Source organism: Nocardiopsis sp. FIRDI 009 (genome assembly GCF_003386285.1).
Taxonomy (GTDB): Bacteria; Actinomycetota; Actinomycetes; order Streptosporangiales; family Streptosporangiaceae; genus Nocardiopsis.
Window position 1 is genome coordinate 114,509 of the sequence record NZ_QPNC01000018.1, and the last position, 16,903, is coordinate 131,411.

Annotated in this window: 18 protein-coding genes; 12 read left to right on the forward strand and 6 right to left on the reverse strand. The window is 71.1% G+C overall.

What is annotated here, in order from left to right; all coding sequences use genetic code 11:
• Nucleotides 1–36 precede the first annotated feature (36 nt).
• Complete coding sequence (locus DVR05_RS15820) at nucleotides 37–1,173, reverse strand: calcium/sodium antiporter (protein WP_232832165.1); 1,137 nt, start codon at nucleotides 1,171–1,173, stop codon at nucleotides 37–39.
• Nucleotides 1,174–1,477: 304 nt separating this feature from the next.
• On the opposite strand from DVR05_RS15820, the gene DVR05_RS15825 reads away from it, so the two are divergent.
• The 3 genes from DVR05_RS15825 (at nucleotide 1,478) to DVR05_RS15835 (ending at nucleotide 3,529) form a co-directional block, all read left to right on the forward strand.
• Nucleotides 1,478–2,473, forward strand: a complete 996-nt coding sequence (locus tag DVR05_RS15825; protein WP_232832166.1) for a sodium:calcium antiporter — start codon at nucleotides 1,478–1,480, stop codon at nucleotides 2,471–2,473.
• Between the two features lie 306 nt (nucleotides 2,474–2,779).
• A complete protein-coding gene (locus tag DVR05_RS15830; RefSeq protein ID WP_116246659.1) occupies nucleotides 2,780–3,208 on the forward strand; it encodes a heavy metal-responsive transcriptional regulator in 429 nt (142 codons plus the stop codon).
• 51 nt (nucleotides 3,209–3,259) lie between these two features.
• Nucleotides 3,260–3,529 carry a thioredoxin family protein gene (locus tag DVR05_RS15835; protein ID WP_116246729.1) on the forward strand — a complete coding sequence of 90 codons (270 nt, stop codon included), beginning with the start codon at nucleotides 3,260–3,262 and terminating at the stop codon, nucleotides 3,527–3,529.
• Nucleotides 3,530–3,608: 79 nt separating this feature from the next.
• Here the strand turns inward: DVR05_RS15835 and DVR05_RS27065 are convergent, their stop codons facing one another.
• Complete coding sequence (locus DVR05_RS27065; protein ID WP_198659206.1) at nucleotides 3,609–3,779, reverse strand: hypothetical protein; 171 nt, start codon at nucleotides 3,777–3,779, stop codon at nucleotides 3,609–3,611.
• A 689-nt stretch (nucleotides 3,780–4,468) separates the two neighbouring features.
• Between DVR05_RS27065 and DVR05_RS15845 the strand changes: the two genes are divergently transcribed.
• The 5 genes from DVR05_RS15845 to DVR05_RS15865 all read left to right on the forward strand — a co-directional run bounded on the left by DVR05_RS15845 (nucleotide 4,469) and on the right by DVR05_RS15865 (nucleotide 9,768).
• Nucleotides 4,469–5,680 (forward strand): VCBS repeat-containing protein, encoded by a 1,212-nt coding sequence (locus DVR05_RS15845; protein WP_198659207.1) that lies wholly within the window; start codon nucleotides 4,469–4,471, stop codon nucleotides 5,678–5,680.
• A gap of 82 nt (nucleotides 5,681–5,762) precedes the next feature.
• Entirely contained in the window at nucleotides 5,763–6,437 is a 675-nt protein-coding gene (locus tag DVR05_RS15850; protein ID WP_116246661.1) for a ThuA domain-containing protein, read from the forward strand.
• 100 nt (nucleotides 6,438–6,537) lie between these two features.
• A complete protein-coding gene (locus tag DVR05_RS15855) occupies nucleotides 6,538–7,719 on the forward strand; it encodes a class II D-tagatose-bisphosphate aldolase non-catalytic subunit (protein WP_232832167.1) in 1,182 nt (393 codons plus the stop codon).
• A 61-nt stretch (nucleotides 7,720–7,780) separates the two neighbouring features.
• Complete coding sequence (locus DVR05_RS15860) at nucleotides 7,781–9,028, forward strand: hypothetical protein (protein WP_116246662.1); 1,248 nt, start codon at nucleotides 7,781–7,783, stop codon at nucleotides 9,026–9,028.
• An 86-nt stretch (nucleotides 9,029–9,114) separates the two neighbouring features.
• A complete protein-coding gene (locus tag DVR05_RS15865; RefSeq protein ID WP_116246663.1) occupies nucleotides 9,115–9,768 on the forward strand; it encodes an HAD-IA family hydrolase in 654 nt (217 codons plus the stop codon).
• On the opposite strand, the gene DVR05_RS15870 is transcribed toward DVR05_RS15865, so the two are convergent.
• Nucleotides 9,746–10,204 (reverse strand): MarR family winged helix-turn-helix transcriptional regulator, encoded by a 459-nt coding sequence (locus DVR05_RS15870; RefSeq protein WP_232832168.1) that lies wholly within the window; start codon nucleotides 10,202–10,204, stop codon nucleotides 9,746–9,748. The two genes, DVR05_RS15865 and DVR05_RS15870, sit on opposite strands and share 23 nt — an antisense overlap.
• A 197-nt stretch (nucleotides 10,205–10,401) precedes the next feature.
• Here DVR05_RS15870 and DVR05_RS15875 point away from each other — a divergent pair, with 197 nt between their 5' ends.
• Nucleotides 10,402–11,604, forward strand: a complete 1,203-nt coding sequence (locus DVR05_RS15875; protein ID WP_116246665.1) for an MFS transporter — start codon at nucleotides 10,402–10,404, stop codon at nucleotides 11,602–11,604.
• A 5-nt stretch (nucleotides 11,605–11,609) separates the two neighbouring features.
• The gene (locus tag DVR05_RS15880) at nucleotides 11,610–12,683 is read left to right on the forward strand and encodes a TIGR03571 family LLM class oxidoreductase (RefSeq protein ID WP_116246731.1); all 1,074 of its coding nucleotides are present in this window, start codon (nucleotides 11,610–11,612) and stop codon (nucleotides 12,681–12,683) included.
• 185 nt (nucleotides 12,684–12,868) lie between these two features.
• On the opposite strand, the gene DVR05_RS15885 is transcribed toward DVR05_RS15880, so the two are convergent.
• Nucleotides 12,869–13,540: a 1-acyl-sn-glycerol-3-phosphate acyltransferase gene (locus DVR05_RS15885; protein WP_116246666.1), complete on the reverse strand. Its 672-nt coding sequence runs from the start codon at nucleotides 13,538–13,540 to the stop codon at nucleotides 12,869–12,871.
• Between the two features lie 174 nt (nucleotides 13,541–13,714).
• Complete coding sequence (locus DVR05_RS15890) at nucleotides 13,715–14,644, reverse strand: serine/threonine dehydratase (RefSeq protein WP_116246667.1); 930 nt, start codon at nucleotides 14,642–14,644, stop codon at nucleotides 13,715–13,717.
• A gap of 108 nt (nucleotides 14,645–14,752) precedes the next feature.
• On the opposite strand from DVR05_RS15890, the gene DVR05_RS15895 reads away from it, so the two are divergent.
• Nucleotides 14,753–15,670 (forward strand): LysR family transcriptional regulator, encoded by a 918-nt coding sequence (locus DVR05_RS15895; protein WP_116246668.1) that lies wholly within the window; start codon nucleotides 14,753–14,755, stop codon nucleotides 15,668–15,670.
• Nucleotides 15,671–15,799: 129 nt separating this feature from the next.
• On the forward strand, nucleotides 15,800–16,177 hold the full coding sequence (locus DVR05_RS15900; RefSeq protein WP_116246669.1) for a VOC family protein: 378 nt from the start codon (nucleotides 15,800–15,802) through the stop codon (nucleotides 16,175–16,177).
• A 20-nt stretch (nucleotides 16,178–16,197) separates the two neighbouring features.
• On the opposite strand, the gene DVR05_RS15905 is transcribed toward DVR05_RS15900, so the two are convergent.
• Complete coding sequence (locus DVR05_RS15905) at nucleotides 16,198–16,830, reverse strand: trimeric intracellular cation channel family protein (RefSeq protein ID WP_116246670.1); 633 nt, start codon at nucleotides 16,828–16,830, stop codon at nucleotides 16,198–16,200.
• Nucleotides 16,831–16,903: the final 73 nt, after the last annotated feature.

Genomic DNA, 16,903 nt, shown 5'->3' on the forward strand with positions numbered 1-16,903 from the left:
GTCCGACGACCTCCCTCCACCCCGGTGTTCGCCCCCTCACCTCCGGGTCGTGCGGGTGGCCGCGCGTCTCCTCCCGCCGCGCAGCATGCTCAGCTCGTAGACCACCACCGACAGCAACCACAACGCGGTGATCGGGATGACGAACCACACCATCGCGGCGCTGAAGGGCCGCAGGGCCGCGTGTCCGGTGGCCTCCATGACCAGATAGGTGATGTAGGCGGCGTAGAAGCCGACGAGCAGCCCACCCTCCCAACGGGCCACTTCCCACCCGGTCAGGGCGATCGGCAGCAGCACCAGGGACACCGCCGCCATGATCGGCAGATCGAACCGCAGGGCCTCCGGCGCGATGGCGATCCCCGCGGGGGACACGATGGCGGTCAGTCCGAGGACCGCGCCGATGTTGAACACGTTGCTGCCCACGATGTTGCCCACCGCCATGTCGCGCTCGCCGCGCACTACCGCGACGACACAGGTCACCAGCTCGGGCAGCGACGTACCGACCGCGACCACGGTCAGCCCGATGAGCAGGTCGCTCACCCCCAGCGCCGTCGCGATCGCGCTGGCCCCGTACACCAGCAGCCGCGCCCCCGCCACCAACAGGGCCGCTCCCAGGACCACGAGCGTCACGTCCACCAGAACGCGCCTCGTCCGTGTGGCGCCGCGTACCGGACCGTCCGCGCCCGGACCGGTGCTGTCGGCGCCCGCACGCGCGGAACCCGAACCGCCCGTCGCCCGCCTTCGGGAGACGAGCACCGTGACGGTGACGTAGACCAGCAGGGTCACGAACAGCGCGGCGCCCTCGAAACGGCTCAGGACCCCGTCCAGGGCCAACAGGAGCACCACCACCGACAGCGCCGCCATCACCGGGATGTCGGCGCGCACGACCTGCGATTTCGCCGCCAGGGGAACGAACAGCGCCGACGTCCCGAGCACCAACAGGATGTTGGCGATGTTGCTGCCCACGACGTTGCCCACGGCCAGACCCGGGTACCCGGAGAGCGCGGCGTCGGTGCTGACCGCCAGCTCGGGCGCCGACGTCGTGAACGACACCACGGTCAGACCCACGACCAGCGAGGACATCCCCAGGATCCGTGCCAGAGAGCTGGCGCCTCGCACGAGTGTCTCGCCTCCGGCCACCAACAGAACGAACCCCGCCACCAGAGCGAGAACCACCAGTACGCCCACTCGAACCCTTCGATCGTCCCGCCGTGCCGCGCCCGGCATACCCGTTCGCCGCGGGGTCTCGTCACGCAAACTACTCGGTTTCCTCCGGTCCAGCCCGTGTCACACCCGTCGTGGCCGGTGGTGAGGTGTTCCTTCACAGGATCTTCATGCCGAGTTCGCGTTCCACTCCCGGCACTTCCGGCCGGGGGAGCCCGGCCGGGCGCTCGGACGCCGTATGGGCACGGTGGTACGGGGTAGCTCCTGCGAAGGGGGAATCACGAGCCGGGGGAGGGGGTGACCGTCGTTGTGGGACGTGGCGGCGATCACGGCCGCGGCACTGATCCTCATCATCGTCGGAGGTCCGTTCACCCGGCTGGTCGACCGCCTCGCCGACCGCACCGGCATGGGCGAGACCCTGGCGGGGATCGTCCTGATCGGCGCGGTGACCTCCCTGCCCGGCCTGATCACCAGCATCGTCGGTGCGGCCCACGGCGACGCCTCCTTCGCCATGAACAACGCCCTGGGGGGAATCGCGGCGCAGACGGTGTTCATCGCCCTGGCGGACATGTTCTACCGGCGGGCGAACCTGGAGCACGCCGCCGCGTCGCTGCCCAACCTCCTCGCCCCGATCGGGCTCTCCGTCATGCTCGGCGTGGTGCTGGTGGCCGGGATGGGGCCGCCGCTCGGCGTCCTGGCCGTCCATCCCGCCTCACTGCTGCTCGTGGCCTGCTACCTGTACTGGCTGTGGCTCTCACGCAAGGTCCGCGCCAAACCCATGTGGCGCGTCACGCACACCCGCTACACCCAGGTCGACGAACCGGACCCGACCACCGAAGGCGGTGACGAACCGCTCGGACGGATGTGGGTGAGGTTCGCGGTGCTCGCCGGGGTGGTGGCCACCACCGGCTACGTCGTGGGCGAGGCCGGGTTGTCGCTGGCCGAACGGACGGGGGTGTCGAGCGGACTGGTCGGTGCGGTGATCACCGGTGTGGTCACCTCCCTGCCCGAACTGGTGACGGTGCTGTACGCGGTCCGCATCCGCGCGCTGCACCTGGCGCTGGGGGACATCATCGGCGGCAACGGCTTCGACGTGCTCTTCCTGTCCGCCTCCGACGTCGCCTACCGGGAAGGCCCCCTGTACGCGGCGATGGACGCCCGGGTGGTGCTGCTCATCGGGCTGGGCGTCGTCCTCAACCTGCTGGTCGCAGCGGGACTGATCCGCCGCCAGGAGTCCGGGATCGGCTTCGAGGGCATCGCGCTGCTCGCCTTCTACGCGCTCGGCGTGGCCGCGTTGGTCTCCCTGGGATGACCGAGACCCCGCCAGGGAATCCGGATCGGTGCGCCTGATCCCGGCCGTCCTGGCCCGCGCGTCGTCCACCCGGCGGTCGCACCGACGCGAGGCCCTCAACGTCCCGTCCCCGGGGACACCTCGTCCGCACGGGGTCGTCCGCGGCATGCGTCGCGGCCCCGGGTTCACGACGAGGCCGAGGGGGCGCCCGCGCTCGCCGTCGCCTCCTCAGCGGCCAGCGCGGCGATCGCGTGAGACGTCCTCCGCGTGATCCGGTTGGACCTTCCAGCTGGGTGGAAGGTCCACAGTGGGAGGCAGGAGGCCATAATGCGTATCGGGGAACTCGCCCGCCGAGCCGGGGTCAACCCCAGGACCGTCCGCTACTACGAGGACATCGGCCTGATGCCCCCCGCCCGCAGGACGGGCGGCGGATACCGCGACTACGGCGGGGCCGACGCCGAACGGCTGGGTTTCATCCGAGCCGCCCAGCGGCTGGGCCTGCGCCTCGACGAGATCGCCGAGGCGCTCGCCCTGCGCGAGGACGACCGGCGGCCCTGCGACTACGTGCGACGGACGATGCGCGACCACGTCGCCGACATCGACCGACGCATCGCCGAGCTGCGGCGGTTGCGCCGGGAACTGGTGGACCTGGAGGCGCGCGCCGACCGGCTCACCGCAACCCCGGACACCGCCTCCGCTTCGTGCCCGCTCATCGACCACGTCCGCGACCGGGAACGGAGCCGGAACCGCACTTGACCTTCCAGCCGACTGGAAGCCCTAGCGTGTGGTCATCAGGAGGTGGTGATCATGGCCAAGCGCCGTGTGGAGGTGTTCACGACCGGATGCGCGGGTTGCGGGCCCGCGGTGGAACTGGTGAGGGAGACGGCCGGCCCCGAGTGCGAGGTGGTCGTGCGCGACCTGCGCACCGACCCGGACGCGGCGGCCGACGCCCGGAACCGCGGGGTCACGCGTGTTCCCGCCGTGGTGGTGGACGGCCGGTTGGCGGCGTGCTGCCGGGACGGCGGGGGACCGACCCGCGAGGGGCTGGCCGAGGCCGGTGTCGGCGGCTGCCGGTAGTCGCCCCACGGTTTCCCCGGGGGGTGGAGCGCACGGCCCCACCCCCACAGCGCCGAATCCCGGTGGGCCGGTGGTCCGTTCACGCCTGCCCGTACCTCCCGAACCAGCTCCCCGGGGGAAGACCGAACTTAGGATCCGTCGGCGGAGCGGGGCCGAACTCCAGCGCGGCCGACGTCTCCCCGTGCCCGTCGTGGCGTTCCGGTTCGGCCCTGGCACCGTCCAGGGCCTCCCTCAGGGGCACGTCGCGCACCAGCCCGGAGACCGTCGCGGCCAGGGTCCCCGCCGAGAGGTAGCTCGTCGGGTGGCCTGGGTCAGCGCGGCCGTCGCGACCCCGAGGGCGAAGGCGGGCCCGGAATCGCGGCTGAGGAACCCGTACGGTGCGGCGCGCATGACGCCTCCGCCCCCTTGGAGTCGTTGATCGGCTCCTCCACCGTCCCCAGCGGCCACCCGGATCTGCGCCGTACCGCGGCCCTGCGCAACGCCGAGATCACCGTTCTCCCGGGCCCGCGCCGATGGTGATCCCGGCCCCGGCGTGGTCGGTGTCGAACACACCGATTCCGCCCACCTCTGATACGTGACTAAAAGTAGTTAGTCATGAACATTTTGTGTCTATTTCCATGGGGAACTGGCTTCCCGTTCGGCGCCCATGATGTCGGCGGTTCCTTTACTCCACGCCCGAGGTCGTATGCAAGGGGTTTCCTGGGCCTGGAGCGGCCAGGTTCGGCGGCGCGACGGGGGTGGCTGTTCGCGCGTGCGCGCCCATCTGGGATTGTGCGGCCGCCCGGTCGCTTCTGCGGCGGCTCTCCTCATGTTCTCTGAACGTGTGATCTCAAACACGGAGAGTATGCCTTGCTGTTTTTTGCGCCCAGGCGTAATTTGTCCGTGCATAACACAGTCAAGCATCTTATGTACGTACAAGTTATTATTGGAGGTGCCGGTATGTCCCTGGCCGTACCCGGCTTCCGACTGGAGATCGTCGACGATGAGATCACGGACGGATACTGGATCACCGCTGCGGACATCGACGGTGACGGACGGGTCGATCTCGTCACGTCGGGTGTGGCCGACGGGCGGATCGCCTGGTACCGCAACTCCGACTGGACGAAACGGGAGATCGCCAAACTCCACCGCCCCGTCGCCGTCGACGCGGCGGACATCACCGGTGACGGCCGGCCGGACCTGGTCGTGTGCCATGAGTACGGACGCACCCTGAGCGAGTGCGACCCCGACGAGGGACGTGTCTCCTGGCTCGCGAACCCCGGGGGAGGGGCCGAGTCCGGCTCCTGGGAACGGCACGACATCGGTCAACTCTGCTCCGCGCACCGCGTGCTCGGAGTCCGCCTGGGTGACCGCGGGAACGTCCGCGTGCTCGCCGCCCCGATGGTTGGCCCGAGCGGCGGTCGCGCGGCACTGTCCCAACCGGTCCGGCTGACGGCCTACCGCCCCGAGGGCTCCCCCGCAGGCCGTTGGAGCGCCGAGACCATCGACGACAGCTCCTACCTGCTCGTCCACGAACTCACCCCGGCTCGGCGGGCCTACCGTTCCTCCGACGACCCCTTCCTCCTCGCGAGCGCCGAGGGCGTCACCCGGCTCGACCTCGACCCCGAGACCGGGGAGTGGCGGGCCACCCCCGTCGGCGCCGGTGAACGGAGCCAGCAGGACCACACGGGCTTCACCGGGAGCAACAGCGCCTCCCTGGGCAGACTCAACGGAGGCCGGGACTCCTACGTCGCGGCCCTCGAACCCTTCCACGGCAACACGGTCGCCGTGTACACGCGCGCCGCCGGTGGCGGCGAGCGCTGGGAACGCACGGTCCTGGACGTGTTCGGCGACCCGAACGAGCTTGGCGAGGGCCCCGGGCACGACCTGGTCTGCGCCGATTTCGACGGTGACGGCGAGGACGAGTTCCTCGTCGCCCTCCGCGGCCCCGAACCCTGGCAGGGCGTCCACTACTACAAGGCCGTCGACGCCGCCCGGGGCCTGTGGACCCGCAAGCGGGTGTCCACCGAGTCCGCGGCCCGCATCGCCGTCGCCGACTTCACCGGAGACGGACGACTCGACTTCGCCACGGTCGGTTACTCCGTCCCCGGCTACTTCCAGGCCGAGGCCCCCAAGGTGGTCGTCGCCCACAACCAGGGGACGACCGCCTGATCCTCCGGGCACCCCCGGTTCCGCGACGGACCCCCGCGTCACGTCGAGCACCCCTTCGAGAGCGAACGGGAGAAGACCCAGCATGCCCAGAATCCTCTACCTGGCGGGAGGCTGGCCGGGGCACGACCCCGACGGCGTCGCCCGCTGGCTCACGCCCAAGCTGCACGATCTGGGGTACGAGACCGAGCTGACCGCCGACCCCTCGCGTCTCGGTGACGACCTGTCCGGCTTCGACCTCGTCCTCCTGGGGTGGACGCAGTCCGACACCACCGAACGGCTCCCGCCCGCCACGGAGGAACGGTTCTCCCGTTCCGTCCAGGACGGCCTGGGCGTCGCGGGCTGGCACGGCATGGCCGCTTCGTTCAGGGCGAGCCTGACCTACAACATGCTGGTCGGCGGCAACTGCGTGTCCCACCCCGGCGGGGAGGGCGTACGCGTGCCGTACAAGGTGCGGATCGTCGACCACGAGCACCCGGTGACCTCGGGGGTGTCCGACTTCGAGGTCGCCTCCGAGCAGTACTACATGCACACCGACCCCTCGAACCACGTCCTGGCCGAGACCACCTTCAGCGGTGAGCACCTCCCCTGGATCGAGGGCCTGACCTCGCCCGTCGCCTGGACCAGGACGTGGGGCTCCGGGCGCGTCTTCTACATGTCGGTCGGCCACTACGTGGAGGACCTCCAGATCCCCGACGCCGACCGCCTCCTGGCCCGGGGCGTCCTCTGGGCCACCAGGGGAGCGCCGGCACCCTCCTGAGACCGACACCGGGCCGCGTTCACCGAACCTCGTCCCCGGGCCCCTGACCCCGGTCCGCGCCCACCCATCCTCACAACACGCGAAGATTCGGAAAGTTCCCATGTCAGACAGCACACGCCCGTCCGCCTTCCCGACCCCCGAGGTTCCCTCCAGACTGGGCGTCGGGCCCATGTCCAGGAACGCCGTGGACGCAGCCCTCAATGTCGCCGATCGCCTCGACCAGAAGCTCATGCTCATCCCCAGCCGCCGCCAGGTCGAGGCGGCGAGCCAGGGCGGCGGCTACGTCGAGGGATGGGACACGGCGGCGTTCGCCGAGTACGTGCGCGGCAACGACGCCGACGGACGCCTCCTGCTGTGCCGGGACCACGGCGGCCCCTACCAGTCCGCCGGTGAGCGCGACCGGCGGCTGACCCCCGAGCAGGCCATGTCGTCCGCCCTGGAGTCCTACCAGGAGGACATCCGCAACGGTTTCGACCTGCTGCACATCGACACCTCCATGGACCTGGACGGGGTCGCCGACGACAGGGTGGCCATCGACCGCGCCGTGGAGCTGTACGGGCAGTGCGTCGAGTACGCGCGCGGCCAGGGCAGGGAGGTGATGTTCGAGATCGGCTTCGAGGACCAGGGGCGCGACACCAACGACCCCTTCGAGTTCCAGGAGCTTCTCGGTACCGCTCTGGACCGGCTGGGCAAGGCCGGTCTGCCGCTGCCCACCTTCGTGGTCGCCCAAACCGGTACCAAGGTCGTGGAGACCCGCAACACCGGCGGCGTCGTCGTGGCCCCCAGCGCGGTCGGAGTCGCCGTCCGGGCGCTCGCCGACGTCACCGAGCGCCACGGCATCGCACTGAAAGCGCACAACTGCGACTACCTGAGCGAGACCACGGTCGAGTATCTCGCCGCCAAGGGTGTGCACGCACTCAACGTGGCACCCGAGTTCGGCGTGGTCGAGACGCGGGCCTTCATCGCCCTGCTGAGGGAGCTGGGTCTGGGCATCCAGCTGGAGCGGTTCCTCGCACTGGCCTACGCCTCCGGTTCCTGGCGCAAGTGGATGACCGAGGACACCACGGCCACCGACTACGAGCGCGCCGTCATCGCGGGCCACTACGTCTACAACACCGAACACTTCCGCGACATCAAGGCCGCCGTCCAGCACGAGGCCCGGTCCAGGGGTGTGGACGTGGACGCTCGGCTGCGCACCGCGATCGAGGCGTCGATCGAGAACTACGCGCGACCGCTGAGCGCGGTCGAGCGGCGCGTCCCGGTCGCCGGTTCGGCGCTGTGAACGCTGTACCGCCGGAGCCGGTCGGCTGTACAGCGACACACCCAGCCCACAGGAGGACACCGTGACCACCACCACCGCCCAGGTCCCCGAACAGACGAGTGTCGGGGCCCGTGAGGACGAACTGATCGAGGAACTGACCGGAGAGCTGCGGGCGACTGTGGAGGAGGAGGTGACCGAAGGCGGATCTCCCGCCCGCATCCTGCGGCTCCGCATGCCGGACGGCACGCGCCAGGTGCTCAAACTCCAGGTGGAGATGCCCGGTGCCGTGGACGGGCACGACCTGGAGTCCTTCCGGGTCAAGCTCCGTCAGATCGACAAGATCCGGGCGGACGCACCGGCCCTGCGTGACGTGTACACGGAGAAGCTGCGCGAGTTCCACGGCCATGACTGGTCCGCGTACACGATGCCCTACTACCCCAACGAGGACATCGCGGCCGTCATCCGAGGTGAGCGGTCCGACGTCGCGGAGTTCTTCAACCGCTTCGACGTCACCATGTCCCTCCTGGCCCGTCGAGGGTGGAGCCTGGAGGAGGTCCGCTCGGAGCCCGGGCAGATCGCTGAGATACACGCGGACCGGTTGACCCGCCGGTTCTGGCTCCTGGAGAGGCACCTGCCGCGGGAGTACACCGAGCGGGGGCGCCTCGTCGTCAACGGCGTCCCCTGTCGGCACCCGCTGGAGATCGCCGAACTCCTCGGTCAACGTCCGGAGCTGACCCGGCACGTGGACGCCACCCGGTTGCACTTCCCCGCGCACGGTGACCTGAACACGCGCAACGTGCTCATCACCGGCCGGGAGGACGGCCGACCGACCGTGCGGATCATCGACCCGCGCGGCACGCTCCAGCCTTGGGACCTCGGCTACGACTGGGGCAAGGTGCTCTTCAGCCTGACTGTGTGGGACGCCGGTCTCCGCGAGGGCTTCGAGATCGACACCGCCGGTACGGGCTCCGTCCGGGAGGTGTCCGTCCACCAGCGGGGCGGACTCTATCCGGGGTACCGGGAGGCCGCCCGGGGGCTGGTCGACGCGATCGCCGACCACGAGGATCTGGCCCCCCTGGTGGCCGAGGACCCGGGATGGCGCAGCCGTCTCCTCCTCGGTCACGGCTTCCACCTCCTGGCCGAGGCCGCGTGCCGACTGTCCGACATCAAGAAGCGCGCCAGCACGGTCGGAAGCATCGACCTGAGCCCGATCGAACTGGCCGGCGGGCACTATCTGCTGGGTGTGCTGTTCCTGGAGGACGCTGTCGCGCAGTTGGAGGAGAACGGCGAGATCGACCCCAGGAGCCACCTGGATCTGCTGGACCTCTGACGCTTCGGTCCGACCCGGGGGTGGGGACGTCGAGGGCCCCACCCCCTTCCCCGCTGTCCTCGTTTCACGTTTTCCGGAAAGGAGTCATGGTGTTGGAGTGCGACGCGGTGCTGTTCGACTTGGACGGGGTGCTCGTGGAGTCGGGTCCCGTCATCGAGAGGATGTGGCGGGGGTGGGCCGCACGGCGGGGCCTGGACCCTGACGAGGTGATGGCACTCACCCCCGGACGCCGCGCGCCGGACGTGGTGCGTCTGGCCGCTCCCGAACTGGATGCGGTGAAGGAGGCGGACGACCTTGAGGAGCACCAGGTCGCCGACCCCCACCTGCTGCGGGAGATCCCGGGGGCCCGGGCGCTGACCGGGGCGCTTCCGGTCGGCGCGTGGGCCGTGGTCACCTCCGGAAGCAGGTTCGTGGCCACGACGCGGCTGCGCGCCGTCGGCGTCACGGAACCCCCGGTGCTCGTCACCGCCGACGACGTGGTGCACGGCAAGCCCAGCCCGGAGGGATACTTGTCGGCGGCCGAGGCGCTGGGGGTCCCGGCTGGCAGGTGCGTGGTCGTCGAGGACGCGCCCAGCGGCGTACGCGCGGGATTGGCCGCCGGTATGCGGGTGATCGGGGTCGAGGGGGGTGGTGTCGGCGACGGGGTCGAGTTCGTCGTCGCCGACCTCACCTCCCTGAGCGTCACGGTGGTCTCGGGCGGGGGAGGCGGTCTGCGGATCAGTCGGACAGCAACGCGGTGACCGCCGCGCGCAGGTCACCCTCCCGTTCCTCGGCCAGGACCCTCTCCAGAGTGGCCACGTAGCTCTTCCTGGCCTCCTCGACCTTGGCGCGCCCCTTGTCGGTGATCTGCGTGTAGACGCCCCGCCGGTCGTCGGCGCAGTGGTAGCGCTCGGTCAGTCCGTTGCGCTCCAGGCGGCCGACCAGCCTGCTGAGCGAGCTCTGGTTGATCGGGATGGAGTCGGCCAGGAACTGCTGGCGAAGGTGCCCGTTGTCGTCGGAGTAGTGGAGGGCGACCAGGGCCGAGTACTCCGAACACGTCAGGCCGTGCGGCTCCAGGGCCACCTCCAACCGCTCGCGTACCCGCGCCTCGAACAGACGCAGCCGGCGCCAGTTGCTCTCCAGTTCGGTGGGCTCCTGGATGCGCGGGACGGGGTGGGTGGAGGAGGCGGAGCTCATGTACGACTCCCAGTCGTTGTGGACTTTGCACCAGCATACCCCTTCCATGCGTCTAACGTCCGAGCGCACGTTTGAACCAAGGATAGCGCCTGTGCAATAGTTGCACAGGCGTGTACTTCTGGAGAGGTTACACGCCCCGACCCGCCCTGCCCCCGCGGGAAGGACCCAACAGAGCCGCTACCAGCGGAGGAACCTCCATGCCCCTCGCCGTATTCGCCCTGATGATCGCCAGTTTCGGTATCGGTACGACCGAGTTCGTGATCATGGGCCTGCTTCCCGAGGTCGCCGACGACATGTCGGTCAGCCTCACCAGAGCCGGACTGCTCATCTCCGGCTACGCGCTCGGAGTCGTCTTCGGCGGCCCGTTGTTCACCGCAGCGGCCACACGCATGCCCCGCAAGAGGATGCTGCTGATCCTCATGGTCCTGTTCATCCTGGGCAACACGCTCTCTGCGGTCGCGCCCGCCTACTGGATCCTCATGGTGGGCCGGATCCTGGCCGCGATCTGTCACGGTGCCTTCCTCGGCATCGGCTCCGTCGTCGCCGCGGACATGGTCGCCCAGGACAAGCGCTCCCGGGCGATCTCGCTCGTCTTCACCGGACTGACCGTCGCCAACGTGTTCGGCGCCCCCATGGGCACCTGGATCGGGCAGTCCTTCGACTGGCGCGCGACGTTCTGGGCCATCGCCGCGATCGGCGTGATCAGCCTGATCGGCCTCGCGGTCCTGGTGCCCACCAGGCGCGACGACGGTTCCGTGCGCCTGCGGGACGAACTGGCGGTGTTCCGCCGAGGCCAGGTGTGGATGGCACTCGCGATCGCCGGTCTGAGCATCGGCGCCCTGTTCGCCGCGTTCAGCTACGTCGCCCCGCTCATGACGGAGGTCGCCGGGTTCAGTTCCGGGATGCTGACGCCGCTGCTCATGCTCTTCGGCGTCGGGTTGGTCATCGGCAACCTGCTGGGCGGCCGGTACGCCGACCGCGCACAGGTCGCGACACTGCTGACCGCGCAGGCGCTGCTGTTCGCGGTCCTGATCGTCTTCGCCCTGACCGCCCGGTTCGAGGTGGCCGCCGTCGTCCTGCTCATGCTGCTGGGCGGTGCGGGCTTCGCCACGGTCCCCGGGTTCATGACGAGGGTCATCGACAAGGCGAGGGGGGCCACCACGCTCGCCGCCGCCGTCGCCTCCTCCGCGGCTAACGCGGGGATCGCGGTCGGTTCCTACCTGGCCGGGACGACGATCGACGCGGGTTACGGATACACCGCGCCCCTGGTGGTCGGCGCGCTCATGGCCGCCGCCGCGTTCGGCGTCACCTTCGCCTCCCACGCGTCGGACCGTCGTTCCACGCTCGTCCAGGCGGGGTCGCGGCCCACCGTTGCCCCGTCCCCCGAGGAGACGAGGTGACCGGTATGCGGCGACCCGACACCACGGAGAACACGCTCGACGCACTGCACCGCGTCGCCCCGGGGCCGGGGCGGATCACCCTGGGGCTCGAACTCCCGCTGGACAACGACTGGTCCCCCGGGGGCGAGCGCTCCCGGCGGGTGGCCGGTCGGCTTGGCGGGGAACCCGACATGACCTCACACGCCGAGCGCGCCCGCCTGGCCGATCGGTGGGGGTTCTCGGCCTTGTGGTTGCGCGACGTCCCGGTGTACTCCCCGAACTTCGGTGATGCGGGGCAGGTCTTCGACCCCTTCCCGTATCTGGGCTACCTGGCCGCGGCCACGGACCGCGTCGTGCTCGGGACGGCGGCGATCGCGCTTCCCCTGCGCGCCCCGGCCCACGTCGCCAAGATGGCCGCGACCGTCGACCGGCTGTCCGGGGGGCGACTGATCCTGGGCGTGGCCTCCGGAGACCGCCCCGTGGAGTTCCCCCTGTTCGGGGTGGAACACGGGGACCGGGCACGGCTCCTTCGCGAGGGCGTGCACACTCTGCGCTCCCTGTGGGCGGGCCACGAACTCGCCGAGGGCTCCGGACTCCGCGTGCTCCCCACGCCCGACGGTTCCGGGATCCGCACGGTCCTGGCGGGACGCGGCGGGCAGTCCATGGAATGGATCGCCGAGCACGCGGATGGCCACTTCACCTACCACCGGCCACCGGACGCCATGCTCCCGGTGGCGTCGTCCTGGCACGGGACGGTCCGCGAGGTCCACGGCGACCCCTCCGCGTTCCGCCCTCTGCTGACCACAATGCTCGTGGATCTGTTCGACGACCCGCGGGCGCCCGTCGTACCGATCCGCTTCGGGGCCCGCCTCGGCCGCGACGCCCTGATCGCCTACCTGGCGGGGCTGCGGGAGAGCGGGGTCAACCACGTGGCGATCAACCTTCGGCCGAGCCGACGTCCGGTGGAGGAGGTGATCGAGGAACTCGGCGCCCACGTGCTTCCCGAGTTCCCTTCGCCGGATTCCGTGGCCTCCCCCTCGTCCCGGGGCCGGGAGCGCGCTGCGAGGGAGGGGGAGGCCGAGGTCGGGTACGCGCGCTGACGCCGTACCCGGGGCGGCCCGTGAGCTGGCTCGGCCCGACCTCGGAGGAGGCGGCGGTGGTGGAGTCCGCTCCGGGCCCATCACCGCCGTCGTTCCCGTGGAGTCGAGGTTTTCCTCGGGCTCTCGGACGACCGCCGGGGTGGAGCGGCGGCTGGCGAGCAGCGTCCCGATCCCCGCGGTCGGGTTCAGTCCTCGAAGGTGTGGGTGTTGTACCCGGCGGCGCGCTCCTGACCGGACAGGTCGTGGATGGCGTCCATGATGCGGTCGGTGATCTCCCGACGCGCCCTGCCCGGGGCCAGGTGATCGTAGCCGGTGGAGAAGTCCATCGGCCTGCCGAACCGCACGGTGAACGGGTGCGGTCGGGGGACCGGCGCACCGATCGGCTGCACGTGCTGCGTCCCGGACACCGCCACCGGGACCACCGGAGCCTTGGACTCCAGCGCCAGGTGGGCCACGCCCGTCCGCCCCCGGTACAGTCGCCCGTCGCGCGAGCGGGTGCCCTCGGGGTAGACCACGCACGCCTCGCCCTCGCGCAGCCGTTCGAGCATCAGCTCCAGCGACAGCATCGCGTCACGGGCGTTGTCCCGGCGGACCGGCATCGCCCCCAGAGAGCTGAACATGGCCTTGGTGGCCCGCCCCCTGACGCCGCTCCCCTCGAAGTAGTCGCTCTTGGCCAGGAACCGGACCCGACGTGTCCTGACCGCCAACGGGATCACGACGCTGTCGACGAAGGAGAGGTGGTTGCTGGCGAGCAGGACCGCCCCCCGGGCGGGGACGTTCTCCCGGCCCTCGATGGTCGGTCGGCACAGGGTCCGGGCGAGGACCGCCGCGGTCTGCCGCAACGCACCGTACAGCACGTGTTCTCCCTCACGAAGGTGGTCGGATGTGGACCCCAATGTAAGGGCGACCCGTGGGTAACAATGGCGTGGCGCACATGAGCGCCATCACAGTGCGAACCGGGGCGGTCAGCGCACAACACGTCGGTGACGTGCGAAAACCCCGTGAGGTGGGCGGATCGGGGCCGCGTTGGCTCAGTCCGCGCGCCGCCAGTGCGCGTTGGCCCCGCACACCACCAGACACGGGTTCTCCCCCGGGACCCGACCGGCCAGCCAGGCGGCGAACGGCACCGCAGCGGCCGGTTCGGTGGCGATCCGGAACTCCGTCCACAGCCGGTCCTGCGCCCGGACGATCTCCTCGTCACTGACCAGCGCGGGCGTCACCGGGTGGGTGCGCAGCACCTCGAAGGGCACCCGGCCCAGGACCGCCGCGCCCAGCGCCGAGGCCGCGACCGAGTCCACCGGCCCCGACACCGGGTGCCCGGCGGCCAGCGCCGCGTGCAGGCTCTGGCAGCCCTCCGGCTCCACCGCGACCACGCGCCGCTCACCGCTGCCCAGGCGCACACCCGCCACCAGACCGCCGCCGCCCACCGCCACGGCGACGGTGTCGCACTCGGGGGCGTCGGCGGCGATCTCCAGACCGATCGTGCCCTGACCGGCGACGACCAGCGGGTCGTCATAGGCGTGCAGGTAACGCACACCCTCGCTCTGCGCGCGCGTGCGGGCGGCCTCGGCGGCCTCGGCGTACTCCCGTCCGACGCGCACGATCTCCGCGCCCGTGGTGGCCAGGGCCACCGCCTTGGCCTCGGGCACCGTCTCGGGCACGTACACGGTCGCCCGGATCCCCAGCAGCGAGGCCGCGGTGGCCACGCCCAGCCCGTGGTTGCCGCCCGAGGCGGTGATCACCCGGTCGGTGGGCTCCCCGCCGAGCAGGGCGTTGAGCGCTCCGCGCAGCTTGAACGCCCCCGTGCGCTGGAGGTACTCCAGCTTCAGGGTGAGCGGACGCCCGTCGACCTCGGCGCGCATGACCGGGGTGCGGCGGGCGTAGGGGGCGATGCGTTCGGCTGCGGCACGGACGTCGGTGGCCGTGGGCGTGCGAGAGGCACGTGCGGTACTCGGGCTCATGGCCCCATGCTGCCGCTACTGGGCATTAACTTAAAGTTGGGTCTGCTAAAGATCATTAAGTGAAACTTTGTGCCTGACTTTGTTGTACAGCGGAAAGGGGGGAGAACCGTGCTGGACGCCAACCGGCTCCGCGTCCTCGTCGAGATCGCGCACGCCGGATCCATCGCCGCGGCCGCCGAACGGCTCTCGTTCACCCCACCGGCCCTGTCCCAACAGCTCACCAAACTCGAACGCGAGGTCGGCTGCCGCCTGGTCGAGCGCGGCCGGACCGGGGCCACCCTCACCGAGGCCGGACGGGTCCTGCTCGACCACGGTGAACGCGTCATGGGGGAGCTGCGCGACGCCGAGGCCGCCGTCCGCTCCATCGCGGGCGAACCCCCCGACCGCCTGTCCCTGGGCGCGTTCGCCAGCGCGGGCAAGGTACTGCTGCCCGAGACCCTCGCCGCCTTCGGCCACGCCCACCCGCACGTGCGCCTGTCACTGTCCGACATCGAGCCGCCCGGAGGGTACGGCCTGGTCACCTCCGGCGACCTGGACCTGCTCGTCACCCACCGCTACCCGGGCGCGCCCCTGCCCCACGCCGGCGGCCTGCACCGCGAACGCGTCCTGGTGGATCCGCTCATAGCGGTCGCCCCGGCCGGACACCCCGTCGTCGCGCGCCGGTCCCCGACCCTGGCCGACCTGGCCGAGGAGGAGTGGATCTGCGGCGCGCCGGGCATCCCCAACCGGGTCAGCCTGGACACCGCCGCCGCGGCGGCCGGAGTGCGCCTGACCGTGGCCTACGAGACCCGCGACTACGAGGTCGCCCTCGCGCTGATCGAGGCGGGTGTGGGCGTGGCGCTCGTCCCCAGCAGCATCCTCGGCGCCGCCCGGCGCGGGGACTGGGTCAGCCGTCCGCTGCGCGGGGCCCGGCTCGCCCGGGACATCTTCACCGTGCACCGCCGCCGCCCCTCCGAACCGGTCTCGGCGATGGTGGCGATCCTGCGGAACACCGCCGCGCGCGCCCTGGACCGGAGCGGAGCGTGAGAGCCGGAGAGGACCTCGCCCACGCCCGCCCGGCCCGGTAGGGTCGCGGGGGTTCCCCACCGCGGGGGCCGCGAGATCCGCGCGCGGTCACCCCCCGGCAGCACCCACGTTCGAGAGCAGGTTTTGTCGATGGCATGCCGTATCAGTGACCTCGTGCTCGCCTGCCGCGACCCCGAGGCGCTGGCGCGGTTCTGGTGCGAGGTGCTGGACTTCGTGGTGCTCGCCCGCGGCGAGGACGGCGTCGAGATCGGACCGCGCGAGGCCTCCGGCGACCCGCAGCCGGTGATCGTCCTCATCCGCGACGACGAGCCGGCGAAGGGCAGGCTCCGGCTGCACATCGACGTCGCCGCCACCGACCGCGACCAGGACGCCGAGCTCGAACGCCTCCTGGCCGCCGGAGCCGAACCCGTCGACGTCGGGCAGACCGGAAAGGAGCCCTGGCACGTCCTCGCCGACCCCGAGGGCAACGAGTTCTGCCTGCTCGGGGGGCGTCTCGACCCGCTCTGACCGCCCCGGCCACCGCCGGGCTAGAGCGAGGGCGCCCCGGGCGGGCGCGGCGCGTTCCACCGGTAGCGCAGCGACAGGACGCGGACGGTGAAGCACGTCGCCGCGCCGCCGACCGCGACCCACCCCGCCCCGAACCCGAACACGTCCACGACCACCACGAACCCCGCGCCGAGCATCGCCGGGATCGCGTACAGGCGCGAGTCGGCGCTCAGCACGGTCGGCACCCGGTTGATGAGGACGTCGCGGACGGTGCCGCCGCCCACCGCGCTCAGCGCCCCCAGGATCGTCGCCTGGAGCGGACCGACCCCCAACTCCAGCGCCTTGGTCGCCCCGATCACCGCGAACAGGCTCAGCCCGGCCGCGTCGAAGAGCAGGATCGGCTTGTTCAGATGGTGCAGCCAGCGGCTGAGGAAGAACGCCACCGTGGCCCCCGACAGCGCCGTGACCAGGTACCGCCAGTCCTGGAAGGTCGCCGGGGTCACCCCGAGCAGGACGTCGCGGATGATGCCCCCGCCGATGGCGGTGACCACGCCCAGGGCCATGACGCCGACGATGTCCACCCGCGCCGAGCGGATCGCGGTCAGGGCCCCGTCCAGGGCGAACGCGAACACGCCGAGCAGGTCGAGGACGAGAAGGATGGTCTGGGTGGACATACGGGTACGCCGGAACGGCTTCCTCTCCGGGACGGACGGTGCGACAACCCGCCAGTACACCACGGGCTGACGG